25 protein-coding genes, 1 pseudogene and 1 CRISPR repeat array are annotated in these 24,884 nt (G+C 72.1%); of the genes and pseudogenes, 15 read left to right on the forward strand and 11 right to left on the reverse strand.

Annotated features, from left to right (window positions below):
* The first annotated feature begins 93 nt into the window (after nucleotides 1–93).
* The 6 genes from ACZ7RU_RS32300 to ACZ7RU_RS32325 are packed head-to-tail and all read left to right on the forward strand — an operon-like array spanning nucleotide 94 to nucleotide 8,324.
* Nucleotides 94–1,485 (forward strand): ABC transporter substrate-binding protein, encoded by a 1,392-nt coding sequence (locus ACZ7RU_RS32300; protein ID WP_470344525.1) that lies wholly within the window; start codon nucleotides 94–96, stop codon nucleotides 1,483–1,485.
* Nucleotides 1,486–1,496: 11 nt separating this feature from the next.
* A complete protein-coding gene (locus ACZ7RU_RS32305; protein ID WP_470344526.1) occupies nucleotides 1,497–2,426 on the forward strand; it encodes a carbohydrate ABC transporter permease in 930 nt (309 codons plus the stop codon).
* On the forward strand, nucleotides 2,423–3,295 hold the full coding sequence (locus tag ACZ7RU_RS32310; protein WP_470344527.1) for a carbohydrate ABC transporter permease: 873 nt from the start codon (nucleotides 2,423–2,425) through the stop codon (nucleotides 3,293–3,295). The genes ACZ7RU_RS32305 and ACZ7RU_RS32310 overlap by 4 nt, the downstream gene beginning before the upstream one ends.
* Nucleotides 3,292–5,397, forward strand: coding sequence for a beta-galactosidase (locus tag ACZ7RU_RS32315; RefSeq protein WP_470344528.1), 2,106 nt, complete (start codon nucleotides 3,292–3,294; stop codon nucleotides 5,395–5,397). Before ACZ7RU_RS32310 ends, ACZ7RU_RS32315 begins: the two co-directional genes overlap by 4 nt.
* Nucleotides 5,394–7,589, forward strand: coding sequence for an MGH1-like glycoside hydrolase domain-containing protein (locus ACZ7RU_RS32320; RefSeq protein ID WP_470344529.1), 2,196 nt, complete (start codon nucleotides 5,394–5,396; stop codon nucleotides 7,587–7,589). The genes ACZ7RU_RS32315 and ACZ7RU_RS32320 overlap by 4 nt, the downstream gene beginning before the upstream one ends.
* A gap of 42 nt (nucleotides 7,590–7,631) precedes the next feature.
* Nucleotides 7,632–8,324, forward strand: coding sequence for a ribonuclease H family protein (locus tag ACZ7RU_RS32325; protein WP_470344530.1), 693 nt, complete (start codon nucleotides 7,632–7,634; stop codon nucleotides 8,322–8,324).
* 213 nt (nucleotides 8,325–8,537) lie between these two features.
* On the opposite strand, the gene ACZ7RU_RS32330 is transcribed toward ACZ7RU_RS32325, so the two are convergent.
* Nucleotides 8,538–9,836, reverse strand: coding sequence for a hypothetical protein (locus ACZ7RU_RS32330; protein ID WP_470344531.1), 1,299 nt, complete (start codon nucleotides 9,834–9,836; stop codon nucleotides 8,538–8,540).
* Between the two features lie 452 nt (nucleotides 9,837–10,288).
* Between ACZ7RU_RS32330 and ACZ7RU_RS32335 the strand changes: the two genes are divergently transcribed.
* The gene (locus tag ACZ7RU_RS32335; RefSeq protein ID WP_470344532.1) at nucleotides 10,289–11,035 is read left to right on the forward strand and encodes a hypothetical protein; all 747 of its coding nucleotides are present in this window, start codon (nucleotides 10,289–10,291) and stop codon (nucleotides 11,033–11,035) included.
* A gap of 74 nt (nucleotides 11,036–11,109) precedes the next feature.
* Nucleotides 11,110–11,862: a dienelactone hydrolase family protein gene (locus tag ACZ7RU_RS32340; protein ID WP_470344533.1), complete on the forward strand. Its 753-nt coding sequence runs from the start codon at nucleotides 11,110–11,112 to the stop codon at nucleotides 11,860–11,862.
* Between the two features lie 106 nt (nucleotides 11,863–11,968).
* Here ACZ7RU_RS32340 and ACZ7RU_RS32345 read toward each other — a convergent pair whose 3' ends face one another.
* Nucleotides 11,969–12,271, reverse strand: a complete 303-nt coding sequence (locus tag ACZ7RU_RS32345) for a hypothetical protein (RefSeq protein WP_470344534.1) — start codon at nucleotides 12,269–12,271, stop codon at nucleotides 11,969–11,971.
* A gap of 360 nt (nucleotides 12,272–12,631) precedes the next feature.
* On the opposite strand from ACZ7RU_RS32345, the gene ACZ7RU_RS32350 reads away from it, so the two are divergent.
* Complete coding sequence (locus tag ACZ7RU_RS32350; RefSeq protein WP_470344535.1) at nucleotides 12,632–12,898, forward strand: hypothetical protein; 267 nt, start codon at nucleotides 12,632–12,634, stop codon at nucleotides 12,896–12,898.
* On the opposite strand, the gene ACZ7RU_RS32355 is transcribed toward ACZ7RU_RS32350, so the two are convergent.
* Nucleotides 12,880–13,584, reverse strand: coding sequence for a hypothetical protein (locus ACZ7RU_RS32355; protein ID WP_470344536.1), 705 nt, complete (start codon nucleotides 13,582–13,584; stop codon nucleotides 12,880–12,882). The two genes, ACZ7RU_RS32350 and ACZ7RU_RS32355, sit on opposite strands and share 19 nt — an antisense overlap.
* Nucleotides 13,585–13,852: 268 nt before the next feature.
* On the opposite strand from ACZ7RU_RS32355, the gene sph reads away from it, so the two are divergent.
* Nucleotides 13,853–14,830 carry a sphingomyelin phosphodiesterase gene (gene sph / locus ACZ7RU_RS32360; protein ID WP_470344537.1) on the forward strand — a complete coding sequence of 326 codons (978 nt, stop codon included), beginning with the start codon at nucleotides 13,853–13,855 and terminating at the stop codon, nucleotides 14,828–14,830.
* Nucleotides 14,831–14,983: 153 nt separating this feature from the next.
* Complete coding sequence (locus tag ACZ7RU_RS32365; RefSeq protein WP_470344538.1) at nucleotides 14,984–15,802, forward strand: thioesterase family protein; 819 nt, start codon at nucleotides 14,984–14,986, stop codon at nucleotides 15,800–15,802.
* 103 nt (nucleotides 15,803–15,905) lie between these two features.
* Here ACZ7RU_RS32365 and ACZ7RU_RS32370 read toward each other — a convergent pair whose 3' ends face one another.
* Nucleotides 15,906–17,231: a radical SAM protein gene (locus ACZ7RU_RS32370; protein ID WP_470344539.1), complete on the reverse strand. Its 1,326-nt coding sequence runs from the start codon at nucleotides 17,229–17,231 to the stop codon at nucleotides 15,906–15,908.
* Between the two features lie 96 nt (nucleotides 17,232–17,327).
* A complete protein-coding gene (locus ACZ7RU_RS32375; RefSeq protein ID WP_470344540.1) occupies nucleotides 17,328–17,612 on the reverse strand; it encodes a MerR family DNA-binding protein in 285 nt (94 codons plus the stop codon).
* A gap of 150 nt (nucleotides 17,613–17,762) precedes the next feature.
* Between ACZ7RU_RS32375 and ACZ7RU_RS32380 the strand changes: the two genes are divergently transcribed.
* On the forward strand, nucleotides 17,763–17,945 hold the full coding sequence (locus ACZ7RU_RS32380; RefSeq protein WP_470344541.1) for a hypothetical protein: 183 nt from the start codon (nucleotides 17,763–17,765) through the stop codon (nucleotides 17,943–17,945).
* Between the two features lie 57 nt (nucleotides 17,946–18,002).
* Here ACZ7RU_RS32380 and ACZ7RU_RS32385 read toward each other — a convergent pair whose 3' ends face one another.
* Nucleotides 18,003–18,368, reverse strand: a complete 366-nt coding sequence (locus ACZ7RU_RS32385) for a hypothetical protein (RefSeq protein ID WP_470344542.1) — start codon at nucleotides 18,366–18,368, stop codon at nucleotides 18,003–18,005.
* A gap of 177 nt (nucleotides 18,369–18,545) precedes the next feature.
* Nucleotides 18,546–18,797, reverse strand: coding sequence for a hypothetical protein (locus tag ACZ7RU_RS32390; protein ID WP_470344543.1), 252 nt, complete (start codon nucleotides 18,795–18,797; stop codon nucleotides 18,546–18,548).
* Nucleotides 18,798–19,160: 363 nt separating this feature from the next.
* On the opposite strand from ACZ7RU_RS32390, the gene ACZ7RU_RS32395 reads away from it, so the two are divergent.
* The 3 genes and pseudogenes from ACZ7RU_RS32395 to ACZ7RU_RS32405 form a co-directional block, all read left to right on the forward strand.
* The gene (locus ACZ7RU_RS32395; RefSeq protein WP_470344544.1) at nucleotides 19,161–19,589 is read left to right on the forward strand and encodes a hypothetical protein; all 429 of its coding nucleotides are present in this window, start codon (nucleotides 19,161–19,163) and stop codon (nucleotides 19,587–19,589) included.
* 155 nt (nucleotides 19,590–19,744) lie between these two features.
* Nucleotides 19,745–20,099: a CRISPR direct-repeat array (repeat unit 29 nt; unit sequence GTCGGCCCCGCGCTCGCGGGGATAGCTCC).
* Nucleotides 20,100–20,357: 258 nt separating this feature from the next.
* Nucleotides 20,358–20,498, forward strand: coding sequence for a hypothetical protein (locus tag ACZ7RU_RS32400; RefSeq protein ID WP_470344545.1), 141 nt, complete (start codon nucleotides 20,358–20,360; stop codon nucleotides 20,496–20,498).
* A gap of 163 nt (nucleotides 20,499–20,661) precedes the next feature.
* A pseudogene (locus ACZ7RU_RS32405) lies at nucleotides 20,662–21,237 on the forward strand (Tn3 family transposase); the annotation flags it as partial.
* A 79-nt stretch (nucleotides 21,238–21,316) separates the two neighbouring features.
* Here ACZ7RU_RS32405 and ACZ7RU_RS32410 read toward each other — a convergent pair.
* From ACZ7RU_RS32410 to ACZ7RU_RS32425, 4 genes are all read right to left on the reverse strand, one after another.
* Nucleotides 21,317–22,186 (reverse strand): patatin-like phospholipase family protein, encoded by an 870-nt coding sequence (locus ACZ7RU_RS32410; protein WP_470344546.1) that lies wholly within the window; start codon nucleotides 22,184–22,186, stop codon nucleotides 21,317–21,319.
* 162 nt (nucleotides 22,187–22,348) lie between these two features.
* Nucleotides 22,349–23,176 carry an ABC transporter permease gene (locus tag ACZ7RU_RS32415; RefSeq protein WP_470344547.1) on the reverse strand — a complete coding sequence of 276 codons (828 nt, stop codon included), beginning with the start codon at nucleotides 23,174–23,176 and terminating at the stop codon, nucleotides 22,349–22,351.
* Complete coding sequence (locus ACZ7RU_RS32420; protein WP_470344552.1) at nucleotides 23,173–24,156, reverse strand: ABC transporter ATP-binding protein; 984 nt, start codon at nucleotides 24,154–24,156, stop codon at nucleotides 23,173–23,175. Before ACZ7RU_RS32420 ends, ACZ7RU_RS32415 begins: the two co-directional genes overlap by 4 nt.
* Nucleotides 24,157–24,237: 81 nt before the next feature.
* A complete protein-coding gene (locus ACZ7RU_RS32425; RefSeq protein ID WP_470344548.1) occupies nucleotides 24,238–24,678 on the reverse strand; it encodes a MarR family winged helix-turn-helix transcriptional regulator in 441 nt (146 codons plus the stop codon).
* Between the last annotated feature and the right edge of the window lie 206 nt (nucleotides 24,679–24,884).

Consider the following 24,884-nt stretch of genomic DNA (forward strand, 5'->3'; position numbering starts at 1 on the left):
GGCACCTTCCGCGATTTCAGTCACAAGCCTTGACGGGGTTGTGAATGCTGAGTTCTGTATACAGCATTCGGCATTCACCAGTCGGGAGGCAAGATGTCCGCAGAAACCCGGCACGAAAAACATCCCCAACTCGCCCACGGCCAGGGAGGGTTCACCCGGGGCCCGACGCGGCGCCGGATGCTCTCCGCCGGACTCGCGGGCGGCGCACTGCTGTTGAGCGGCGCCGCCGGGTGCGCGACCGGCGGCGCCGGCGGCACCGGCGCCAAGCAACTCGCCGCCGGCCCGGGCGCCGCACTCACCGGGAAGGTCGTCATCTGGTCCTGGGACGTCGCCGCCAAGGCCATGCAGCGGCTCGGCAAGGCCTTCGAACAGGCCCACCCCGGCACCACCGTCGAGGTCGTGGACATCGGCTACGACAACGCCTACGACAAGATCACCGTCGGCCTCGGCGCCGGCAGCGGACTGCCCGACATCCTCACCGTCGAGGGCCACCGACTGCCCACCTACACCGGCAACTTCCCGAACGGCCTGGTCGACCTCACCAGCCGCGCCGCCGACCTCCGGCCCCGGTACGCCGAGGCCTCCTGGCGCGCCGTCTCGGACGCCCAGGGCCGGGTCCACGCCCTGCCCTGGGACAGCGGGCCGTGCGCCCTGTTCTACCGCCGCGACCTGTTCCAGCAGGCCGGCATCGACCCGGCGGCCCTCGCCACCTGGGACGACTACCTCACCGCCGGCACCACCCTCAAGGCCGCCACCGGCCGGAAGCTGCTCATCCTGGACGCCAAGCAGGACAGCCTCTTCGCCATGCTGCTCCAGCAGCAGGGCCAGCGCTGGTTCACCGACGGCAAGGTGGCCGTCGCCACCCCCGCGGCCGAACGCGCGCTCACCCTGCTCAAACAGCTCGTCGACCGCGACCTGGTCGACTTCGAGAACGGCTGGGACGGACTGGTCTCCGCCACCCACGACGGCAAGGCCGCCACCACCCCCACCGCCGCCTGGTGGGACGGCACCCTCACCGCCGAAATGGCCGACCTCGGCGGAAAGTTCGGCGTCGTCCCGCTCCCCGCCTTCACCCCCGGCGGCACCCGCACCTCCAACAGCGGCGGCTCCGCCCTGTGCGTCACCGCGCAGAGCGGGAACCCCGAGACGGCATGGGGATTCCTCTCCTTCCTGCTCGCCGACCAGGCCAACCAGGCCTCGATGATGCGCAACGAAGGCCTCTTCCCCGCCTACCTCCCCGCCCTGGACGACCCGTACTTCCAACAGCCCGCCCCCTACTACGGCGGCCAGGCCGCCATGCAGCTGTTCGCCGGGCTCGCCCGCTCCATCCCCACCGTCGAGCTCACCGCCGACGACTCCAAGGCCGGCGACATCGTCACCACCGCCGTCAACCAGGTGCTGCACAACGGCGCCGACCCGGGCACCGTGCTGCGCTCCGCCGCCCGCCAGATCGCCACCGCCACCGGCCGCCGCACGGTCGGGTAGGGGCGGGCCCGATGACCAGTCCTCCGGTGCCCCCGCGCAAGCCGGCGGCCTCGATCCAGGCCGCCCCCGCCCGCCGCCGACGCTCCCCACGCACCGCCGCCTGGCTCTTCGCCGGGCCCACCACCGCGCTCTTCGTCGCCTTCTTCGCCTACCCGCTCGGCGCCAGCCTCTACCAGAGCTTCACCGCCCGCCGCGACGGCGCCGACGTCTGGGTCGGCCTCGACCAGTACCGGCGGATGCTTGACGACCCCGCCTTCCTGCACTCCCTGGTCAACACCGGCATGATCCTCGCCGTCCAGGTGCCCGTGATGACCGGCCTCGCCCTGGTGCTGGCCGTCCTGCTCAACCAGTCCTGGCTGCGCTTCCGGGCCGGCTGGCGGGCGGTGTTCTTCCTGCCCGCGATCACCACCCTGGTCGCCTACGCCGTGGTCTTCCAGGTCCTGCTGCGCACCGACGGCGGCCTCGCCAACCAGTTCCTCCAGGCGCTCGGCCTCGGCCCGGTCGACTGGCTCAACTCGCCCACCTGGGCCCGGATCTCGCTGATCGGCTCGGTCACCTGGCGCTGGACCGGCTACAACGCCGTCATCCTGCTGGCCGGACTGCACGCCATCGGCCGCGACCAGTACGAGGCCGCCGCCCTCGACGGCGCCGGCACCGTGCGCACCTACACCGGCGTCGTCCTGCCGCAGCTGCGCCCGGTGGTGCTGTTCTGCGTCGTCACCTCCACCATCGGCACCCTCCAACTCTTCGACGAGAACTACGTGCTGACCCGCGGCGGCCCAGGTGACGCGACGCTCACCCCGGTGGTCTACCTCTACAAGGTCGGCTTCCAGCAGCTCGACTTCGGCTACGCGGCCGCCATCGCCTGGGTGGTGGTGCTGATCATCGCGGCGGTCTCACTGCTCCAGTTCCGGCTCTACGGAAGGGAACGCCGCCGATGACCAGCACCCCGCCGACCGGCCCGCCCACCCGGGCCGCCCGCACCCCGCTGCCCGCCCGGCTCGGCCGGGCCGCGGTGCTCGCCGTCCTCGTCCTCGGCGCCGTGCTCAGCCTGGTGCCCTTCGCCTGGATGCTGATCGCCAGCACCCACAGCAGCTCCGAACTGTTCCACTCCCCACCGCCGTTCCTGCCCGGCGGCCACCTGCTGCGCAACCTGGCGCACCTCCAGGAGACCATCGGCTTCGGCCGGGTGCTGCTCAACAGCCTCGGGATCGCCGTCGTCCACACCGCGCTCAGCTCGCTGCTCTCCGCGATGTGCGGCTACGGGCTGGCCAAGTACCGCTTCCGCGGCCGCGGACTGCTGCTCGGCCTGGTGCTGGCCACCATGATGATCCCCCTCCAGGTGCTGCTGGTCCCGCTGTTCCAGATGATGGCCAGCCTCGGCTGGATCGACAGCTACCAGGCCGTGATCGTGCCGTTCCTGGCCAACTCCTTCGGCATCCTGCTGATGCGCCAGGGCTTCCTGGACTTCCCCGACGAACTGCTGGAGTCCGCCCGGATCGACGGCTCCGGCGAGCTGCGCACCTTCTACCGGGTCGTCCTGCCGTGCGTGCGGCCGCAGTTGGGTGCGCTGGTGATCTTCACCTTCATGGGCCAGTGGAACAGCTTCATCTGGCCGCTGCTGATGCTCAACACCGAGGACAGGTACACCGTGCCGGTCGCGCTCAACACGCTGACCGGGCTGACCCACGTCGACTACTCCGGCCTGATGCTCGGCTCCTTCCTCGCCACCCTTCCGCTGATGGCGCTCTTCCTGGTCTTCCAGCGGCAGTTCGTGGCCGGCCTGCTCGGCGGAGCCCTGAAAGGATGACGATGGACCGTCTCACCCGGGTGCCCGGCCTGCTGTACGGCGGGGACTGGAACCCCGAGCAGTGGCCCGAGCAGGTGTGGGCCGAGGACGTGAAGCTGATGGCCGAGGCCGGGGTCAACCTGGTCACCGTCGGCATCTTCTCCTGGGCGCGCCTCCAACCCGAAGCCCACAGCTGGGACTTCGGCTGGCTGGACCGGCTGCTCGACCTGGTGCACCAACACGGCATCGCCGTCGACCTGGCCACCGCCACCGCCTCGCCACCCGCCTGGCTGGTCCGCGCCCACCCCGAGCTGCTGCCGGTCACCGCCGACGGGGTACGGCTGGAGTTCGGCTCGCGCCAGCACTACTGTCCCTCCTCGCCCGCCTACCGGGAGGCCGCCGTCCGGCTCACCCGGATGCTCGCCGAGCGCTACCGCCACCACCCGGCGCTCGCCCTGTGGCACGTCCACAACGAGTACGCCGACCACGTCGAGGAGTGCTTCTGCCCCGCCTCGGCCGCCGACTTCCGCCGCTGGCTGCGACAACGCCACGGCACCGTCGAGGAGTTGAACCGCTCCTGGGGCACCGCCTTCTGGTCCCAGCACTACAACTCCTTCGACCAGATCGAGCCGCCGCGCACCGCGCCGGGCCCGGTCAACCCCACCCAGCTGCTGGACTGGCGCCGGTTCTGCTCGGACGCGCTGCTCGCCCTGCACCGCGCCGAGAAGGCCGTCCTGGACGAGGTCTCGCCCGGCGTCCCGGTCACCACCAACTTCATGTCGATGCTCAAGGCGCTGGACTACTGGGAGTGGAGCCGGCACGAGGACTTCGTCTCCGACGACGCCTACCCCGACCCGGCCGACCCGCGCGCCCACGTCACCGCGGCGATGAACTACGACCTGATGCGCTCGCTCAAGGGCGGCCGCCCCTGGCTGCTGATGGAACAGGCCCCCTCCGCGGTCAGCTGGCGTCCGGTCAACCTGCCCAAGGGCCCCGGCCGCTACCGCCTGTGGTCGCTCCAGGCGCTGGCTCGCGGCGCCGACGGCGTCCTGCACTTCCAGTGGCGCGCCTCGGTGGCCGGAGCCGAGAAGTTCCACAGTGCGATGCTCCCGCACCGGGGCACCGCCTCGCGCGGCTGGCAGCAGACCGTGCGCCTCGGCGCCGAACTGCGCCGGCTCGGCGAGGTCGCCGGCAGCCGGCTGCGCGGGCGGGCCGCCGTCCTGCTCGACTGGGACAGCTGGTGGGCGCTGGAACTGGACGACCACCCCTCCGCCCGGATGCGCTGGCTGGACCTGCTCCGCCCCTGGTACGCGGCGCTGTACGAGCGCGGCGTCACCGTGGACTTCGTCCCGCCCACCGCCGGGCTCGACGACCACCCGCTGCTGCTCGCCCCCAACCTCTACCTGCTCGACACCGCCACCGCCGAACGGCTCACCGCCTACGTGCGGGGCGGCGGCCGGCTGGTCTGCGGCCCGTTCAGCGGCATCGCCGACCGGCACGACCACATCCACCCCGGCGGCCACCCCGGGCCGCTGCGCGAACTGCTCGGGATCGTGGTGGACGAGCACTGGCCGATCCCGGACGGCGCGACCACCGCCGTGATCCTGAACGGCACGGATCCGGACGGCAGGGACCTGAACGGCACGGGCCCGAACGGCACGGGCCCGAACGGCAGGGTCCTGAACGCCGAACGGTGGAGCGAGTGGATCGAGACCGAGGCCGCCGAGACCGTCGCCCACTACGGTTCCGGCGCCCTGGCGGGCCTCCCGGCCGTCACCCGCAACCGCCTGGGCGCCGGCAGCGCCTGGTACCTCAGCTGCCACCTCGGCGCCGACCTCGGCCCGGTGCTCGACCTGGCACTCGTCGAGGCCGGGGTGGGCGCCGAACCGCCCGGTCTGCCCGAGGGCGTCGAGGCCACCCGCCGGCAGGCCGCCGACGGCACCGGCTACCTCTTCCTGCTCAACCACGGCCCGGAGGAGCGCCTGGTCCCGCTGCGCACGCCCGGCAGCGACCCGCTCGCCGGTACGGACCTGCTGACCGGTGCCGAGGTCGCCGGAGCCGTCACCCTCGCGCCGCTCGGCGCCGCCGTCATCCGACTCCCCGCCGCCCAGGAGCGCGCATGAACCCGCTGACCCGCCGCCACTTCCTGGCCGGCTCCGCCGCCCTCGCCGCGGCCGGCCCCCTCGCCGCCGCGCCTTCCGTCCACGCGGACACCCCGGAAGGCCCCGACGTACCGGACGAGGCCGCCAGGCCGGACGACCGCTACGCCGACGTCCTCGACCTGCGCGGCACCCCCGCCCAGGCCTACCCGGGCGACGCCCGCGGCAACAACCCGATCAACGTCTTCGCCGACCTCGGCGCCTGGCACGCCTACGCCCTGCCCGGCCCGGCCGACCGCCCCGGCGGCTTCACCGGCCCGCTGTACCTCGCCCAGGAGTACCCCTGGTGGCTCAGCGACGGCCTGAACCGCCTCGAACTCACCGAACGGGGCCGCCCGCTGGACCTCACCGCCGGCGCCCCCGCGCGCGGCACCTCACTGCCCGGCCTGCTGCGGCTGACCCACGACCTCGGCGATGGCCTCGCCCTCACCCTGGAACTGCGCTTCGCCGGCAACCGCACCGCCCTGCTCCGCGCCCGGCTCGCCAACACCGGCCCGGCCGTACGGGCCCTGGCCGTCGCCTGGACCGGCCGGCTGCTGCGCCCGGCCGCCGGCCCGCAGCGCGACGCACCGGAACTGCTCCCGGCCGAACACGGCGTGGAGGTGCGCTTCGCGAAGGTCCGGCAGACCTGGGACTACCTCACCGACGGCACCGAGCGCTTCGCCGTCCGCCACGCGCGGCCCGTCCGGGTCGTGCTGAGCGCCGACGGCGACGGCCACCGCACCGAACTCGCCGAGCCGCTGCGGCTGGCACCGGGGGAGAGCCGCGGCCTGGACTGGACCGAGAGCTACACCTTCACCGGCGCCGAGTACGCCCGGGCGGCGGCGGAGTCCGCCGCCGCGCTGCGTGCCCCCGACCGGATCGCGGCGGAGGGCGCCGCCCGCTGGCACGGGTACCTGACCCGGGCCACCGAGGGCGTCCCGGCCGCCCGCCGCCGCACCGCCGTCAAGTGCGTGCAGACCCTGGTCACCAACTGGCGCAGCCCCGCCGGGCGGATCCGGCACGACGCCGTCACCCCCACGCTCTCCTACAAGTGGTTCAGCGGGGTCTGGGCCTGGGACACCTGGAAACAGGCCGTCGGCACCGCCGCCTTCGCGCCCGGCCTGGCCGCCGACCAGATCCGGGCGGTCTTCGACCACCAGGTCCCGACCGGCTCGCCCGAGCGCCCGCAGGACGCCGGAATGGTCCCCGACTGCGTCTTCTACAACGGCCCGGGCACCGGCGGCGGCAACTGGAACGAGCGCAACTCCAAGCCCCCGCTGGCCTCCTGGGCGGTCTGGGAGGTCTACCGGCGCAGCGGCGACCGGGCCTTCCTGCGGGAGCTGCTGCCCGGACTGACCGCCTACCAGGACTGGTGGTACCGCACCCGGGACCACCTCGGCGAGGGCCTGTGCGAGTACGGCGCCACGGTGGATCCGGCCAACGCCACCGCCGAGGACTGCCGGGAGGCGGCCGCCTGGGAGTCCGGCATGGACGACGCCCCGCGCTTCGACGCCGCCACCGTGCTCCCCAACCGGGACGCGACCGGGACCCTGCTCGGCTGGTCGCTCGACCAGCGCTCCGTCGACCTCAACGCCTACCTGGCCGCCGACCACCGCCACCTGGCGCTGATCGCCGCCGAACTGGGCGACCGGCCCACCGCCGAGCGACTGCGCGCCCGCGCCGAACGGATCGACGCCGCCGTGCGCGACACCATGTACGACCCGGCGACCGGCTGGTTCCACGACACCGACCTGGCCACCGGTGCCCGGCTCACCGCCCGGGGCCGCGGCATCGAGGGCGCGATCCCGCTCTGGTCGGGCACCGCCACCGCCGCGCAGGCCCGTACCGTCCGCCGGCTGCTGCTCGACCCGGCGGAGTTCGGCACGGCCATGCCGTTCCCGACGGTGGCCCGCAGCTCGGCCTCCTTCGACCCGGCCGGCTACTGGCGCGGGCCGGCCTGGCTCGACCAGACCTACTTCGCCGTCGAGGGCCTGCGCCGGTACGGCTGGGAGCAGGACGCCCGGCGCACGGTCGAGCGGCTGCTCGCCACCGCCGCCGGGCTGGCCGGGGACGGCCCGGTGCGGGAGAACTACGACCCGCTGACCGGGGAGGGGCGCAGCTCGACCAACTTCAGCTGGTCGGCGGCGCTGCTGCTGCTCCTGCTGCGCGGCTGAGCGGCTTTGGCTCCGGGCCGTCCGACCAGGCATGATCGGGGCATGGTCGAACGAGTCATCGCAGCGTGTGACGGAGCAGCCAAGGGCAACCCCGGTCCGGCGGGCTGGGCGTACGTGGTCGCGGACGCCGCCGGGGCGCCCCAGCGCTGGCAGGCCGGCGCGCTCGGGCACAGCACCAACAACGTGGGCGAGCTGACGGCGCTGCGCCAGCTGCTGGCCTCGACGGACCCGGCGGTCCCGCTGGAGGTGCGGCTGGACAGCACTTACACCCGCGACTCGGTGACCAAGTGGCTCAAGGGCTGGAAGCGCAACGGCTGGAAGACGGCGGCCGGCAAGCCGGTCGCCAACCAGGAGCTGATCCAGGCGATCGACGCCCTGCTGGAGGGCCGGGACGTCACCTTCGTGTACGTGCCGGCCCACCAGGTGGACGGCGACCCGCTGAACGCCATCGCCGACAAGGCCGCCAGCGACGCCGCCCGCACCCAGCAGGACGCCTCCGGCACCGCCGCCGACCTGCCCGTCCCCGACCCGGCCGCGGCCACGAAGGCCGCCCCCAGGGCGCGCGCCGCCTCGTCCGGAACCGGCGGCGCGGCCAAGCGGAGCGGCGGCTCGCGCACCCTGAACGCCCGCTTCCCGGGCACCTGCCCGTGCAGCCGCCCGTACGCCAAGGGCGACAAGATCACCAAGGTCGGCAGCTCCTGGGGCCACCCGGAGTGCGCCGCCGCCCACGCCTGACGACCGGCCCGGGTACACCGACGCCGCCGGGTGGGTATCCGTACCCACGCGGCGGCGCGGCCGGCGGCGGACGACGGCGATCATGACGTCGTCGGGGCGCTGGTGCTCGGCACGGTCGGGTACAGGGCGTACGAGGCGGCGCCTGCTCCGCCCGGGCCGGGAACGCGCGACCGGCCGACCGCTGGTGTGCGGTCGGCCGGTCACGGGTGAGGGTCAGGCCCGGGGCGGGGTGCCGTCCTGGGCGATCTCCTTGATGTCCTCGTAGGTCAGGCCGGCCCGGTTGAAGGCGCGCGCCTCGGTCTCGGTGACGCCGAGGCCGGCGAGCTCCTTGATCTGGGCGTCGGTCAGCGGCGGGGCGATCGGGAGGTCGGTGCGCGCGTCCTCGGGGTCGAAGTCGCCCCCGGTGCCCGCAGTGGCCAGACCGAGCACCGCGTCCGTCATCTGCTCGTCGGTCAGCTTGACGGCGTCGGCCGGGGCCTGGACGTTCGGGGCCGCCTGGTCGAAGGCCAGCTTCACCGGGAAGTTGACACCCGGCTCGACCTTGTCGGCCAGCTGGGCGAAGTCGAAGGTGGCGGAGGAGAAGGCGCCGTTCCTCAGGTACAGGTCGAGGCCGATCCGGCGGTCCGGCACGTCGCTCGGGGCCTGGTCCGGGAAGGTGCCCAGCTGCTTCGGGAACTTGGCGGACAGCGGCTTGACGGCCTTGTACATCTCGTCCACCAGCTGCCGGGCCGGGGCGCTGACCCAGAGGTGCTCGGTGCCGTCCTTCTTGCCCTTGTCCTCGTACGTGACGGTGCGGCCGAGCACGTCCTTGATCGAGTTGAGCAACTGCTTGCCGAGCTCCGGGTCGACGCTCGGCGCGGCGTTCGGGGCGGCCTTCTTGCCGTCGGACCCCTTCGCCTCGTCCGCGAGCGACTGGAGGTCGAAGGAGACCCACTTGCCGGCCAGCACGTCCCCGACCGGCTTCAGCTTCTCGGGCAGGTCCTCGCGCATCTCGTCCACCACGGACGGGTCCTCGCCGACCAGCTTCACCAGGCCCTTGGCGTCGGCGTGCAGGTAGCCGGTGGCGTCGACCTGGCGGTACTCCAGCAGCGCGGTGCCGTTGCGGTCGGCGAGCAGGTAGGAGACGCGCACCGACTTGTCGAGCGTCAGGTCGGCGTTCCTGTCCGCCTTGCCGGCGTTCTTGAAGGCCTCGACGTCCTTGAGCGGCTTGTCGGCGGAGATCGCGACCGAGACGGAGAGGCCGGAGATCGCCTTGGCGGTCTTCTCGTCCATCTCGCGGTCGCCGCGGGCGGAGCCGACCAGGCCGTTGCCGCCGCGCTCGTGCTCGCCGCTCTTCGCGAACGCGGCGACCTGCTCGGGGGTGGCGTCGATGGAGAGGGTGAAGCCGGCCGACTTGCCGTTACCGACCTTGTCGAAGGCCCTGGACACCTTCTGGGCGGCGGACAACTGCTCGACGGTGCCGCAGGCGGCGAGACCGGTGGCGAGCACGGAGGCGGTGACGGCGACGGGCATCGCCCCACGGGCGGCCTTGCGGATGGCGGTGTTGATGGTGCGACTCCTGTTGATGGGGCCCGCTCGGTGAAGCGGACCGGTCCCTCCCCTGCGACGCGCAACGCCACAGTGCCTGCACATGTGATCACATTATCGGCAAGGGGTCACTCGCTTATTTGGCCGGGTCTTTAACCACATCGTCCAAAACCGCGACCAAGAGCCCGAAATCTCCCCTCGCCGCCGGTGCGCGGACTCCCGGGACGGGTCACGGGCGTGAGGGAGCGCCGGAACGGCCCGCCTCCCACCGCGGGCGCCTCGGCGCTCCGGGGGGCGCGCAGCCACCCGGCGTGACGGGGGAATTCGCGGATTCCCGGGCGCGGCTCGGTCACCGTTCGTACCATCGGCTCGGTCCGGGGCTGCCGGGGTGGGCGTCGGCGGCCGATGGGGCCGGGGGAAGGGGAACGATGGGGCCGGTGGGCTGGATCCTGGTGGTCGTGGGGGCGGTCGCCGGAGGGGTGGTCTGGCTGATGCTGCGCTACCCCGGCGGGTGGCGGTACACCTTCGGCGCGGAGTACGCCGAGAACCGGCGCGACCTGGACGCCGCCCGCGGCAGACTTCGCGACCTGCGGCAGGAGGCGGGCCGCGAGCGCTCCCGGGCCCGCGGTGAGGTCGAGGCGGCCGCTCGGGCCCACCGGACCCGCGTCGGAGAGGCCCGGGCGCACCTGGACTCGCTCCGGTCGCCGGGGCGGGGAGCGCTGCGGTCCTCGCTCGGGGACGGCCTCCGGCTGTACGACCACGCGCTGGAGGTGAAGGCGGAGGGCCGCACCGACGAGTACCCGCTGGACGAGGTCTCGGTCCGTGACGAGTACTCGCCCACGGAGGGCCACCTCTACCTGTCGCTGCCGAGCGGCCGCCGGCAGATGCTGTCGATCCCCCTGGCGGAGGTACCCCAGGCCGAGGTCCGGACGTTCGTCGTGGAGGTGTTCAACGCCGCCACCGACGCCAAGTCGTCCAGGGCCGACCGCCAGGCGCTGGTACCGCGGGCCGAGGCCGACCTGCGCGACGCGATCGCGGACACCGCGGGCGAGGAACTCGCCCGGCAGCGGCTCGATGCGGTGCTGGCCCGTCAGAAGGCGGACCTGCGCATCCCCCGGGCCCGCCGTGAGCTGGACGAGGCGCGCGACCGGTGGCAGCGGCTCACCGGCAGCCGGCCGGAGTAGGACCCCGACCGCCCGCTCTGCCGAGGGCTAAGTCCGGCCCGGACGGGGCCCGGCGGTCACTACAGTCCGGTCCCATGACGACGGTTACCACGCGCACGGTCGAGTACCCGGCCGACGGACTGACGATGATCGGGCACCTGGCGCTCCCCGCCGGGGCAGGCCGCGGGCCCGCGGTCCTGATCGGGCCCGAGGGGCCTGGCCTGAGCGACGTCCTGCGCCGCCGCGCCGACGCGCTCGCCGAACTGGGCTATGTGGCACTGGCCTTCGACCTCCACGGCGGCGGCCACTGGTTCACCGACCCGCAGGAGATGCTGGCGCGGGTGATGCCGCTGCTCGCCGACCCCGACCGGATGCGGGGCATCGGCCGGGCGGCGCTCGACGTGCTGCTCGCCGAGCCGCGGACCGACCCCGAGCGGGTCGCCGCCATCGGCTACGGCACCGGGGGTGCGATCGCGGTCGAACTCGGGCGCGACGGCGTCGACCTGCGGGCGATCGGGACGGTCAACGGCCTGACCACGGGCCGACCGGGCGAGGCGGCGCGGATCCGGTGCCCCGTCTGGGCCGGGGTCGGCTCGGAGGACCCGATCATGGCGGCCGAGCAGCGGGACGCCTTCGCCGCCGAGATGCGGGCGGCGGGCGTCGACTGGCGCCTCGTCGTCTACGGCGGGGCCCAGCACGCCTTCCACCACCCGACGGTCGACCACGCCGTGCTGCCCGGCGTCGGCCACCACCCGCGGCAGGCCGAGCGGGCCTGGCGCGACATCGTCGGCCTGCTCGCCGAGTGCCTGCCGGTGCAGCCGACCGCGCACCCGCCCGTGCACCCGTGACGGAGTGAGCCCGGCTGCCCGCCCACCTGTTCGGAGCCGGCCGGGCGCGCGCCCGTACGGCCCCGGACCGGTCCGGGGCCGTACGGGATCCCGGGGACGCCACGGACTACACGGTGGCGGCGATCCAGCCGACGGTCTCGGTGGTGTGCGGCCCGTCGGACAGCGCCCTGCCGCCGCCCACGAGTTCGTTCATGCGGATCTTGAAACCGGTGGTGGTGACGTCGGTGATCCGCAGCCCCGGGGTGTCGGGGCCGTTGAACGTCTGGACGAACGGCACGACGACCACCGCCGCGTTGTCGGGGAAGGGCGAGGGGAAGGTGACCTGGGTGAAGGTCGAGGTGGCTCCGCCGGTCAACTCCGAGGCGCGGGTGGAGTTCAGCTGCAACCTGCCGGTCTGGATCATGCTCATCGCTTCTGCCTTTCGCTCGACGGCGTAGGCGCTGCCCCACTGCGAAGCAACTACGGGTGGGGTGCCCGGGTCGGTCCGTGTTTAGCGGGGCCGTCGCCGGTTCGAGGTATTCCCGGCCGCGCGTCCTCGGGCCGATCCTGGTCGACCCGTGTGGGCGGTGCGCGCTTCCCGTGTGCGGGCGTCGGCGGAATCGTGCCCATCCCGGGGTGACCGCGGCCACGACCGGACGGTTGGCTCGGCCGGAGCGACGGGGAATCCAAGGGGAGGGGAGCCCGTGAGGACGGCGTCGGTACGGGTGCCCGCGCGCTGGCGGCCGCGCTGCCGGCGGGCACCGGAGCACCGGCGGCGCACGCCCGGCCCGTGCCCGCGTCCGCCACCGCGCTCACGCCCGCGTCCGGGCCCGCGTTCGAGGCGTCCGGCGGTGACACCGTGCGGGTGAACGTGAGCCCCGACGGCGCCCCCGCCGACGACTGGTCCGAGCCGCTCGGGCCGAGCGCCGACGGCCGCTACGCCCTGTTCACCTCGCTGTTCACCTCGCTGGTCTCGAACCTGGTGCCCGGCGACACCAACGGCGCCCCGGACGGCACCCGCGCCGACGTCCTGGTGCGCTACCCGCCGCCCCGCTGACCGGCCGCGGCGCCCGACTCCCGCAGGGTGCGGCGCGCCGCGACGAGGGTGAGCAGGCCCCACAGGACGGCCAGCACCGCGGTGACGTACACCCCGCCGCGGCGGAACTCGAGGTCCTCGTCCAGCGGCACCGGCGGCGCCCAGCCCGCCGGGTCGACCAGCACGTTCTCGGTGTCGCCGACGTCGTACGCGCCCGAGCAGCCGAAGCCGCCGACCCGGCCGTGCGGCAGCGGCCGCCCGTCGGCGCGCCGGATGTCGCAGGTCCAGCTCACCTTCCCGCTCCGGTCCGTCGCGCGGTGCGCCTCGGTGACCACCACCGCGGTCTCCACCCCGCGCCGCGCCATGATCTGCGCGCGGATGCTCGTCGTCGGCAGCGCCAGCAGCAGCACGCCGAACAGGACGGCCGGCCAGATGATCCAGCCGCGGCCCCGGACGAGGCCGATCCCGATGACGCCCACCGAGAGCACCAGGAACGCCAGGACGCCGCAGGGGAGCTGGTAGTCCGGGTTGGAGCCGAGCACCGCCGCCCCGACCATCAGCGCCGGGGTGAGCAGCCCGGTCAGCCACGCCGTGACGCGCACCGCCCGCGGCGACAGCTGCGGCTCCGGGCGTCTGCGGACCCGCTTCGGCGGCGGGACCACCCCCTCGGCGAGCGGCCTCTTCTGCTTCCTCTTCCTGCCGGCCACGGTTCCCCCCGTCCGTTGTTCCGTCACGTCGCTTCCGTCACGTCTTCCGTGATGTCTTCCGTCGCGCTGGGGACAGTGTGACCGCAGGCGCCGACCGGCGGTACGCGGCGGGTCGGGCGGTGACCGGCCGTCAGGTCGGTGCGACGGTGTTACCGGCGAGTTCACCGAATGCTCGCCCGATGTCTTGCGGGCGGTGCCGGGAGCCAAGTTGGATACACAACATCCCTCGATCCGACGGGTCCACGACAACGCCCCCCATGGAGGCCCGATGCCCCTGTCGTCTGTCCGCCGCGCCCTCGCCGCCGGCGCCGCCGCCACCGTCCTCGCGGTGCTCGGCGCCGCCCCGGCCTCGGCCGAGAGCGCCCCGGCGACCGCGCCCCCGCTCGACGTCCTGACCTACAACACGTTCCTGATGAGCACCTCGCTCTACCCCAACTGGGGCCAGCAGTACCGCGCGCAGGCCATCGCCTCGGCGGACTTCTTCCAGGGCCACGACGTGGTCGTGCTGGAGGAGGCCTTCGACAACGCGGCCTCCGACGCGCTGGTCACCAAGGCCTCGGCCGCATACCCGTACCACACGCCGGTGGTCGGCCGCTCGACCGGCGGCTGGGACGCCACCTCCGGTGGCTACAGCTCCACCACCGCCGAGGACGGCGGCGTCACCCTGCTCAGCAAGTGGCCGATCCTGCGCAAGGAGCAGTACGTCTTCAAGGACGCCTGCGGCTCGGACTGGTTCTCCAACAAGGGCTTCGCCTACGCGGTGCTGGACGTCGACGGCCGCCGCACCCACGTGGTCGGCACCCACCTCCAGTCCACCGACTCGGGCTGCGCGAGCGGTCAGGCGGCGGACATCCGGGCCAAGCAGCTGACCGCGATGCGCTCCTTCCTGGACGCCAAGCGGATCCCGGCCGACGAGCCGGTCCTGGTCGCGGGCGACCTCAACATCGACTCGCACGGCTCCGAGTACCAGGCGCTGCTGACCAACGGCAACCTCGCCCCGGCCTCCGAGCGCACCGGCTGGCCGTACTCCTTCGACACCGTCGACAACTCCGTCGCCGCCTACCGCTACCCGGGCGAGCCCAGGGAGGACCTCGACTACGTCCTCTACCGGGCCGACCACGCCCGCCCGCAGCAGTACACCAACCAGGTGGTCCGGGTGCACAGCGCGCCCTGGACGGTGAGCAGTTGGGGCAAGAGCTACACCTACACCGACCTGTCCGACCACTACCCGCTGGCCGCGCGCTGACGGCCCGGATCCTCCGGGGGTGTGGGATGCGTCACCCGTGACGCCCTCCAGGCGGTTCGGCCCCTTACGATCCTGAACGCCGAGGTCGGGCGCCGTCGTACCACGGCGGCGCCCCGCCCGGCAGCCAGCGATCCGGCCCGAGGAGAAGCGCACGTGACCACCCCCATCGCCGCGCCCGACAGCTACTACCAGCGCACCGGCGAGAACGGCTACAAGCCCACCGTGCAGGCGCAGGGTGCCTGGCACCCCGACGAGCAGCACTTCAGCCCGCTCGGCGGCCTGATCGTGCACGCCATCGACCGCCACCGCGCCGCCCACCAGCGGGCCGACCGTCCCGCCGACGGGCTGGCGCTGGCCCGGATCAGCTACGACATACTCGGCCTGATCGCCCTCGACGAGTTCGAGATCACTGTGGAGACCGTCCGCCCCGGGCGCACCATCGAGCTGGTCGAGGCGACCGTGGTGGTCGCCGGGCGCGCCGTGGTCCGGGCCCGCGCCTGGTTCCTCGCCCAGCTGGACACCACCGCTGTCGCCGGCACCCACGACGAACCGCTGCCCGCGCCGGAGGAGTTCGAGCCCTGGGCGATGGACGGGGTCTGGGGCGGCGGCTACATCTCCTCGATCGACGTCCGCCACCGGGGAACCGCCCCCGGCCGCGCCGCCGCCTGGATCTCCACCCCGGTCGAGCTGGTCGCGGGGGAGCCCAGCGGCCCGCACGCCTCCTTCGTCATGCTGGTGGACACCGCCAACGGCATCGCCGTACGGCAGGACCCCACCGAGTGGATGTTCCCCAACACCGACCTGACGATCCACTTCCACCGCCGCCCCGAGGGCCGCTGGACCGGCCTGGACACCAGCGTCAGCTTCGGCCCGGCCGGGCACGGCGTCACCAGCACCGTGCTGCACGACGTCCACGGACCGGTGGGCCGGGCCGAGCAGATCCTCACCGTCCGCCCGCTGAACGGGAGCTGACGGAGCCGGGCGGCGCGCGGGCGGGCCTGGGCGGGCCCTGGCGCCACGGGGCCGGGCCGCCCGCGCGCCGCCCGGGCCGCCCGCGCCCCGGGGCGGCAGGGCCTCAGCCGGTCAGCGAGTCCATGAAGGAGCTCACCGAGAAGACCGCCCGCCCCGGGCCGGCCGGCCCGTACCCGGGCGGGGAGGAGAGGCCGAACTCCTCCAGGGTCGCCCGGTAGGTGCGCAGCAGCCGGATGTGGTACTCCAGCGGCGCGCCCTGCGGGTTGGCCTTGCCGAGCGGGGTGGTCGGCTCGGGGCACCAGGTGGTGAAGCGCGGCACCACGCCGTGGGACATGAAGAAGCGCAGGCCCTCCTCGGTGGAGGCGATCGCCTCGTCCACCGTGGTGAAGCCGAAGGGCTCGGCCATCTCCACGCCCGCGACGAAGTTGGGGATCACGTTCTCCGGGCCGAACACCTCGGTGGAGTCGAGGATCCGGCGGTGCCACTCGTCCCGGCCGACGTAGCGCTCCTTGCCCGGGCAGTACAGCTCGAACAGCCGCTTGTCCCACACCTCGAAGTTGGGGTGGTAGATCCGCACCCCGTAGTCGTGGAAGCGCTGGACGTCCTCGCGCGGCAGCGCCTGGGCCACCACCTTGCCGATCCAGCGCCCGGGGAAGCGCTCCTCGATGGCCCTGGCGTACTGCCCGTAGAAGTCGGCCTCGTCCCGGCCGCCGACGTGCGAGGTGATCGCCCCGCCGGTGAGGGTGTACGCCTGGGAGGCACGGGCGGTGTCGTGCTCGTCGATCAGCGCGAGCGCCTCCAGCACCTCCTCGACCGGCTTGACCCCGGTGTACGGGCGGCCGGCGGCCTTGTGCTGGCGCCAGTTGTGGTTGATGTCGCAGTACTGGCACTCCTCCTTGGCACCGAAGTACTGGCAGACCCGGAACACCGTGAGGTAGATCAGGTAGCCCCACTGGATGGTCGGGGCGACCTCCATCACCGACTTCCCGTTGGCCAGCGTGTGCCGGTAGTAGTCCGGCATCGGCGGCAGCCCCACGTCGGCGATCCGGGTGCCGTCCAGGTGGAGGCCGAGCGTGCCGTCCTCGCCGGCGCCGACCCGGTACGGCGAGTCCGGGTTCACCCGCACCGACACCACCGTGCGGCGCAGCCCGTACGGCCCGCCGGTCAGCACGATCTCCTCCGGCGGCCGGTTGAGCGCCGCGGCGCCCAGTTCGGGCAGGGTGCGGTGGTCGAAGGAGAAGATGAAGTACGACTTCGGCTTGACCTCGCCGCCCCCGTCGGCACCGGCGCTGCCGCTGAGCGCGGACTCGTCGAAGGCCATGCCGCCGCGCAGCAGGTCCTCCTTGATCACCGCCTCGCGGGGCACGTCGGGATAGCGCTCCATGAGTTCCTCGACGAGTGCGGTGCGGCTGCGGGCCTGGCTCTCCATGCGCTGGTCTTCCTTCCTGGCACCGTCCTCACGGCGCCCAGCCCATTCTGGTCCCCCTTACGCAGCCGGTCGCGCACCGGTGTCGGCCGGAGACGATCAACCGGTCGGATCGGGAGTCCGCCACGCCGCCATCTGGTGCCGGAACTTCGGACAGTCGACGATGTCCTCCTCGCCGCACCTGAGGGCGTGGAGCAGGAGCTGTTCGGCGTGGTCGAGATCGACCATGCGCTGCCGGATCTCGGTGATCTTGGCGCGGATCATGGCCTCCCGGCGCGGCTGCTCCTGCTGGAACTCGCTGATCTCGGCCAGGCTGAGCCCGGCCTGCTGGCACGTGCGCTCGCGGGGATAGCTCCAGGCCGGGGGCCCGGGTCCACCCGGCAAGGTCGTCGGCCCCGCGCTCGCGGGGATAGCTCTCTCGCCCGCGCTCTCGCCTCACGAGGCGACCGGTCGGCCCCGCGCTCGCGGGGATAGCTCTGTGATCTCCCTCGAAAGCCCCTGCCCAACCGGCCCGCGCTCGCCGCCGGCCCGGCCATGCCCGCACTGCCGCCTGCACCCCGTCCCCGCACCGGCGACGCCCTCGCGCCCTCCGTGGTCCGCAACTGCCCGCGCTGCGACCAGCCCGTCACGATCGTTGCCCTGCTGGCCACTCCGGAAGCCGCCCGCCCGACCATCCCGCAACCGACCAACGACGTCGTCCCCTTCGCCGGGGTCTGACCCGTCAATTCTCAGGGGAGGCCGCAGCGCGGGCTCCCCCTGACGCTGCAGTCGTCGTCAGATGAAGTGATCCAGTCCCAGCACGCGTTCGAGCTCGGCGACGGCCTCGGCGGCGGAACACGTCTCCAGCGCAACCACGGCCGGATGGATGTAGGGACTACCGTGCCAGACGGCATAGCCGCCTTCGGGCGCCGCCGTCACGAACGCGGGCACCGGTTCCCCGTCCCCCGCCCACCATCGCGGCCCCGTGCTGAAGCACAGTCGGCCCATGCTGGTGAACGGATAGAAGCGCGCGAGCCCACCACCCCGAGCCGCCGAGACCAGAGCCACCAAGCCCACATGCGCATCACGGCCATGGGCCTCGTCAATCCCCGCCGAACAGTCCAGCTCGAAGTCCCAAGCCGCTTCCAGTGAATCCTCCATCGGCCCATGGTCTCGCCGATCCGGTCAGCAGCAAAGGGCCATCCCGCTCACCCCACTCCCCAGACCGTTCACCCCTCAAGGAACTGAGGCATCGGAGCAATACTCGCGGATTGACGGAGCCTCATCATCGTCGGGGTCGAGCATGACTTGGCCCTCTCACTCGGCGTAGGGCCGAGCCTAGCGGTCGGGCCACCTGAGCCGACCGAGAATCGGACGGTTCCTGAGGGCCTTGGTGTACTCGGTGTCGTCGAACTCGTGATACCGGGTGATCGGATCGTCCGCGGCATACAGCATCGCGATGGTGGACCCCGCACAGAAGTCCTGGCTGCTGTCGAGGTCCCCGCAGGTTGGCGTACCGCCGACAGCCAGTTCGCTGACACAGCCGGTGTGGGGCCCATCGCCGCTCTTGTCCGTTTCCGAGGACCGCACGCTGCTGATTGAGGTGGACGGGCTGGGCGGCTTCGGCGAGGTGCAGCCCGTCGAGGTAGGCCGTCAGGCTGGCCAGCGCACCCGCGCCATCACCGCCGTCGCCCAGCTGTGGCCGCTGGTCGCCCGGCTGGAGGCCCGTACCGAGAAACTGCCACGCGGACCTCAACACCCTGCGCCTGCTCGCCCGAGCGCGGATCGGCCTCGGTGCCGCGTTCAGCCACGTGCTCCCGAGGAGTGTCTGGCCGCCGCGGCCCGGCCAGGGTGGGCGATGGTGTCGCCGTGGGCGTGCGATGTGCTGACACCGTATGCGCTGCCACTGTCGGGCAGGCCTACCCTGGTCTGCGACAAGGGGACGGTGGGGTCGTGGACTTGGTGGTGTGCGGCAGGCGTTGGGCGGTCGCGGTGGGGTTGATCGCGGTCGTGGTGTCGGGGTGCTCCGCGGGGGAGGGCGAATCCGATTACCCGTTGCCGTACAAGCGGCGGGATGCTTCGGTCTTGCGCCGTATCGCGCTCGCCGACCCGTCCGCGAAGAACACGGCCGTGGCGGCGGACGACCGTACGATCACGATGGAGGTCTCCTGGAGCGGTTGCGACTACAAGCCCGACCTGGTGGCACAGGAGACAGACCAGCAAGTCGCATTGCTGCTCAGGCGCCGTGACGCTTCGGGTCCGGACGTCGGGTGCGAGGACGGCGGCATCGCCGAGCTGAAGGTCATCCTGCGTCAGCCTCTTCGACCCCGGGCTCTGACCGATGTCCTCACCGGCGAACCCGTCCCCTACACCCATGCCTGACGACAGCCCGTACGATGCTGTCAAAGGTTCAGAGCCAGCGTGCCGGGGCGCAGCTGGGAAAGACAGCTGGAGCGTCGGCCTGGTACGCGCGGGGTTCCGGATTCGAACTGAATGAATTGGCGCACTCTGAGCCGAATCGCAGCAGGTCAGGAAGTGTCGGCCCCGCGCTCGCGGGGATAGCTCCAGCACGGCCACGACGCCGAGGAGATGCTGGCCGTCGGCCCCGCGCTCGCGGGGATAGCTCCGGGATCATCACGTCCTCCCAGCTCATGGTGGAGTCGGCCCCGCGCTCGCGGGGATAGCTCCGGGATCATCACGTCCTCCCAGCTCATGGTGGAGTCGGCCCCGCGCTCGCGGGGATAGCTCCGGAGATCACCGCGGATCGTTTCACCGTGGACCGTCGGCCCCGCGCTCGCGGGGATAGCTCCGGGAGGCTGGTCGTCTGGCCGGGAGCCGGGACGCTGATGTACATGGTGGTGGAGTCGGCCCCGCGCTCGCGGGGATAGCTCCCCGGCCAGCGCCCCCACACTCACCGCAGTAGGCGCAGATCGAGCGGGTCTCCGCGCACCACGGCGACAACTGGGAAGTGCTGCTGCACGGCCACCTGAAGGCAGACCGGCCGGTGATGTTCGACCTGACCGACGTCATCGAGCTGAAGGCCACCAGCGCGGACTCCTCTGTGCTGGACGCCCTGGCCCATGCCAAGGCCCACCGCGCCCGCGCCAAGGTCCGCGACTTCATCCCGACCGGGACGAGGCGGGCGGCAAGGTGGACGTCTCCTTTGCCACGCAGAACTGGCAGAAGGTCATCCGCGACCGGCGCCGGCCCGGGCACTTCGTGCGCCGCCACTTCGAGGCGATGGTGTTCTACTACCTCGCCGACGAGCTCCGACCGGCGACGTCGCGGTGATCGGCTCCGAGGAATAGGCCGACTGGTCCGAGCAGCTGCTGCCCTGGGACGCGGTGGAGGCGAAGCTGCCGGAGTACCTGGTGGAGATCGGCCTGCGCGCGCCGGACGATGACACGCCGTTCGACGGCCGCGCCCTGGTCATCCAGCTCCGCCCTCCCGCACCGCGCAGTACGAGCACATCGACGCCCTGTTCGGCGAGGCCTGGCGCAACGTCATCGACTGGTCCCTGATCGAGACCCACTACCGAGACCTGATGCGGGTGATCGTCTCGATCCGCGAAGGCGCCATCTCCTCCGTGACGCTGCTCAAGAGGCTTCGCTCCGGCTCGCGCCGCAACGCTACCTGCACCGCCTTCCGCGAGGTCGGCAAGGTGGTCCGCACCGTCCAGCTGCTGCGCTACCTCTCGGACGCGCCGCTGCGGGCGCGGGTGACGTCGGCGACCAACAAGGTTGAGGCGTTCAACGGCTTCTCGGACTGGGTGCGCTTCGGCCAGAACGGCACGGTCGCGGCCAACGACCCGGTCGAGCAGGAGAAGGACGTGAAGTTCACCTCCCTGCTGGCCAACCTGGTGATCTTCCACAACACCCTGGACATCGCCGACGTCGTGCGCCAGCTGCAGGCCGAGGGCCAAGCCGTCGACCCGCTCGACCGGGCCCAGATCTCCCCGTACCTGACCGAACACATCAAGCGGTTCGGCGAGTACTCCCCACGAACTCGGCATCACCCCCGACGCCTATGACGCCCGTCCGGACGTCGACTTCAGCGTGCTCGGCGACGACGAGACTGTAGCGAAGTGACCTGCAGCCCGGGTGGGGGTCCTACGGCTTGCCGAGCCAGGTCCGGGCCACCTGCCCGCCGTCGTCCATGGCCCGGCCGGCCTCGGTGAACGCGCCAAGGTCGGTGAAGGCACCGTGCGGAGTGAACACTTCGACGTGGGTTCCGGCGGCTCGGAGCGTGGCGACTTCCTCGTGCATGATCGCGGGCACGGTCTCCGGGGTGAAGGCCACCAGCCCAGCCGGCGCCAGTACCCACACGGTGCCGGCGCCACGGGCGAGGTCGCAGTTGAGGAGCGATCCGTAGCCGCCGTCGATGTACTGCTGTCCGCCGACGGTGACAGGGCCGGTGCGTCCCGCGGCTGCCGAAGAGCCGGCCACTGCGAGGAACAGCGGGACCTCGCCGCGGAAGAGTTTCCTCTCCCCGGTGGACACCTCGCGGGTCACCACGGTCAGATCCCCCGTGGGCCATTCCTCGCCCACCATCTGGCGGACCTGCTCAAGGTGGGAGCCGTCGTCGAGGCGCGCGGCCATCAGCCTCCCCAGAGCGCTGATGGCCTTGGGGCCACCCTCGTAGGAGGCTGCCGCGGCCTGCCGCAGCTCAAGATCCGGACAGGTTGTGGTCCGAGCGGCAGCGCCGTCGGCTGCGGACGGAGCAGAGGCCTGCTGGGCGGCGGCCCGCAGCGCGCTCGCGATTGCCTGCCTGCGGGCGGGTTCAAGAAGGAGCAGGGCTCCCGCCATGGCGCCGGACGAGGTACCGATCACCGGCACGTCGGATCCCAGAAGGTCAGTTGCCTCTGCCAGCCAGCCCAGGTGCCAGGCCAGGCCCACTGGACCGCCGGCACCGAGAACCAGCAGGTCCGGCGGCGAACGTCGCGCGGGAAGCGGCAGTTGGGCGGTGGGGGTGGTTTCCATGCGGGTACTCCAAGCGTGTGGATGAAGGGATGTGCGCGAGGGTGATGGCCCCGGCACCGGAACGGGACATGCAGGGCGAAGGGCCTCGGTTGAACCCGTCTGCCCGCCGGGCGGTGGTGCGTACTCCGGAGTGGAAAGCCGGGGAGTTCCTTGCCGAGGTTTTCAGGTCTGGACCCGTCGGGTGAAGCGGCGCAGTGCGAGGTGGCCGAGGGCTGCGGTCCCGAGGGTGAGGGCGGTGAGGTAGACCCAGGCGGGCATGTGCCCGGTGGAGGGGGTGAGGGCTGCCCGCAGGCCTTCGCTCATGTAGACGAGGGGGTTGGCGAGGATGAGGATCTGGACCCAGCCGATCGTGTGGAGGGCGGTCCACGGGTAGTAGACGCAGCCCAGCATGGTGGCGGCTGCCAGGAGCAGGCCGAGCAGTGACCCGAAGGCGGAGGTGTCGATCACGGTGCCGAGGAGAAGCCCCAGCGTCGCGGCGAGCAGTGCGCTGAGCATCAGGGTGACAAGGAGCAGAGGCCAGTTGTCGACGTGCGCTTGGGGCGCCTGGCCGGGGGCGTGGACCAGCCACACGATGGGGACGACGAGGGAGGTGACCAGGCCGAAGACGGCCGATGAGGTGATCTTCTGCAGGCCGAGGGCCCAGATGGGCAGGGGTGCCAGGGCGCGGTCGGTGATCTCGCGGCCGGGCCCGAGTTCCGCGGCCAGCGGCCCGGTCACGGACATGATGCTCTGCAGGGTCATCGTGCTGGCGATCAGGCCGGGCAGGAGGATGGTGGAGAACGGGGTCGCTCCGCCGAGACCGCTGCCGATGCTGGGCATGACATAGGCGAAGGCGAAGGTGAAGAGCAGGGGCTGGAGGCCTATCTGAACCAGCAGGGCGGGCAGGTTACGCCCGAGGACGTGCAGGTCACGGATGGTCAGCGCGCGGTAGGCGTGCCAGGCCGCCCGGCGGGACGACAGGGTGCGGGGTGTGAGGGCCGAGGTCGTCATGGTTGGTAATCACGTCCGGTCAGGGTGAGGAAGGCGGTCTGCAGGCTTGGGGGTGTGGTGACGGCGTCGCGGACGGTCAGGCCCGCAGCGCTGCCTTCGTGCAGGAGGCAGCCCAGGACGCCATCGGGACGCCTGGTGCGAACCCGAACAGTCGGACCGTCGACACTCACGTCGTGCGGACCGCCGGGAATGAAGCGGTGCGCGCCGACCGGGCCGGCATCCGCGTCGTAGCGGACCGTGATGACGGTCTGTGCCCCGCTGCTCGCCTTGATCGCCTCGGGGGTGTCACAGGCAAGGAGGTGGCCGTGGTCGATGACGGCCAGGCGCTGGCAGAGCGCTTCGGCCTCGTCGAGGTAATGAGTGGTCAGCACCACTGTCTGTCCGGCCCTGTGCAGGCTCCCGATGATCTGCCAGAGGTCCTCGCGTGCCTGGGGGTCGACGCCTGCCGTCGGTTCGTCCAGGAAGAGCACCTCGGGCAGGTGCATCAGGGCCCGGCCGATCATGACGCGACGGGCTTGGCCTCCGGAGAGCTCGTGGCCTTTGGCGCCGGCCTTGTCGGCAAGGCCCAGCTGCTCCAGCAAATCGTGCGCGCGACGGCGCGCGGCGGACGCGGGCATGCCGAAGTAGCGGCCCCGGAAGGCGAGGTTGTCCACAATCGTGAGCGCGCGGTCCAGCGTGTTGCTCTGGGAGACCACACCGATGCGGGACTTCACCGCGACCGGATCTGCGCTGATCTCGCGGCCGGCGACCCACGCGCTTCCGGCGGTGGGCGTGACCAGGGTGGTGAGCATGCCGATCGTGGTGGACTTACCCGCACCGTTGGTACCGAGCAGACCGAAGAATTCACCCTGCCCGACCGAAAGGTCCAGGCCGTCGAGGGCGACAAGATCGCCCTGCGCTCTCGGATAGACCTTGCGCAGGCTCTCCGTATGGATGGCCAGGTCGGCAGCCGGGGCCCGTCTGCGTGGGGGCGAGGACAGTTTTCATGCGGGTGCTCCAAGATACGGATGGGTGGCATCCGAGGCAGGGGAAACGTAGGAGGATGACACGGGAGGGGTGTCCTAGCCGGGCAGTCCGCCACCACCCAGCCTGGCGAGCAGGACAGACAGCTGACCGATGTCTTCAGTGCTCCACAGAGGAACGGAAAAGATCTCCGCGGCGATCTGCTCAGCCGTGGCAAGCATGTCCGCCAGGCGCTCACGTCCCGTATCGGTCAGCGCCGCATAGGCAACCCTGGCATCCCGGGCGTCCGTCTCCCGCGTGACCAGACCGATCCGCTCCAGCGGTGCCAGGCCCCGGGTCACGCCCGAAGCCGTCAGACCCAGCGCCTCAGCCAAGTCCACCCTGCGCATCCGCCCGCCCGGCGCCTGCCCCAGCCGCAGCAGCGCCGTGAAGTCGGACAGACTCACCCCGTGCAGTCCCCCCAGAGCGGAGTCGAAGCGCTTCACCAGGGCCATCTGCACACGGGCGAGACGCAGCACAGCATCTAGTTGATCAGTCATTGCTACCTCCTTGACTACTCAAATATATGGTTTGATCCTTGAGGGATCAAGGATTCAAGAAGCCATCGTTTGTTGAAGATCGCCGCGCAGGCCGTCGGCCGTCGGAAGGACCCTAGGGCCTGTGTGAGGTTGTGATCAGTCGGTCGTCCGCAGGAGGTCGTCGATCCAGATCATCGAGGCGCGGAGGTGGAGGCCGGCGAGGTAGC

It is taken from the genome of Kitasatospora sp. NPDC114501 (genome assembly GCF_055633695.1).

Bases quoted from the DNA above. Each gene is read 5' to 3' on its own strand.
- ACZ7RU_RS32345 (WP_470344534.1), bottom strand. From the start codon at position 12,271: ATGAGCATGATCCAGACCGGCAGGTTGCAGCTGAACTCCACCCGCGCC.
- ACZ7RU_RS32305 (WP_470344526.1), top strand. From the start codon at position 1,497: ATGACCAGTCCTCCGGTGCCCCCGCGCAAGCCGGCGGCCTCGATCCAG.
- ACZ7RU_RS32315 (WP_470344528.1), top strand. From the start codon at position 3,292: ATGACGATGGACCGTCTCACCCGGGTGCCCGGCCTGCTGTACGGCGGG.
- ACZ7RU_RS32410 (WP_470344546.1), bottom strand. From the start codon at position 22,186: ATGGAAACCACCCCCACCGCCCAACTGCCGCTTCCCGCGCGACGTTCG.
- ACZ7RU_RS32325 (WP_470344530.1), top strand. From the start codon at position 7,632: ATGGTCGAACGAGTCATCGCAGCGTGTGACGGAGCAGCCAAGGGCAAC.
- ACZ7RU_RS32385 (WP_470344542.1), bottom strand. From the start codon at position 18,368: ATGGAGGATTCACTGGAAGCGGCTTGGGACTTCGAGCTGGACTGTTCG.
- ACZ7RU_RS32415 (WP_470344547.1), bottom strand. From the start codon at position 23,176: ATGACGACCTCGGCCCTCACACCCCGCACCCTGTCGTCCCGCCGGGCG.
- ACZ7RU_RS32300 (WP_470344525.1), top strand. From the start codon at position 94: ATGTCCGCAGAAACCCGGCACGAAAAACATCCCCAACTCGCCCACGGC.
- ACZ7RU_RS32370 (WP_470344539.1), bottom strand. From the start codon at position 17,231: ATGGAGAGCCAGGCCCGCAGCCGCACCGCACTCGTCGAGGAACTCATG.
- ACZ7RU_RS32425 (WP_470344548.1), bottom strand. From the start codon at position 24,678: ATGACTGATCAACTAGATGCTGTGCTGCGTCTCGCCCGTGTGCAGATG.
- ACZ7RU_RS32330 (WP_470344531.1), bottom strand. From the start codon at position 9,836: ATGCCCGTCGCCGTCACCGCCTCCGTGCTCGCCACCGGTCTCGCCGCC.
- ACZ7RU_RS32340 (WP_470344533.1), top strand. From the start codon at position 11,110: ATGACGACGGTTACCACGCGCACGGTCGAGTACCCGGCCGACGGACTG.
- sph (WP_470344537.1), top strand. From the start codon at position 13,853: ATGCCCCTGTCGTCTGTCCGCCGCGCCCTCGCCGCCGGCGCCGCCGCC.
- ACZ7RU_RS32380 (WP_470344541.1), top strand. From the start codon at position 17,763: ATGCCCGCACTGCCGCCTGCACCCCGTCCCCGCACCGGCGACGCCCTC.
- ACZ7RU_RS32320 (WP_470344529.1), top strand. From the start codon at position 5,394: ATGAACCCGCTGACCCGCCGCCACTTCCTGGCCGGCTCCGCCGCCCTC.
- ACZ7RU_RS32310 (WP_470344527.1), top strand. From the start codon at position 2,423: ATGACCAGCACCCCGCCGACCGGCCCGCCCACCCGGGCCGCCCGCACC.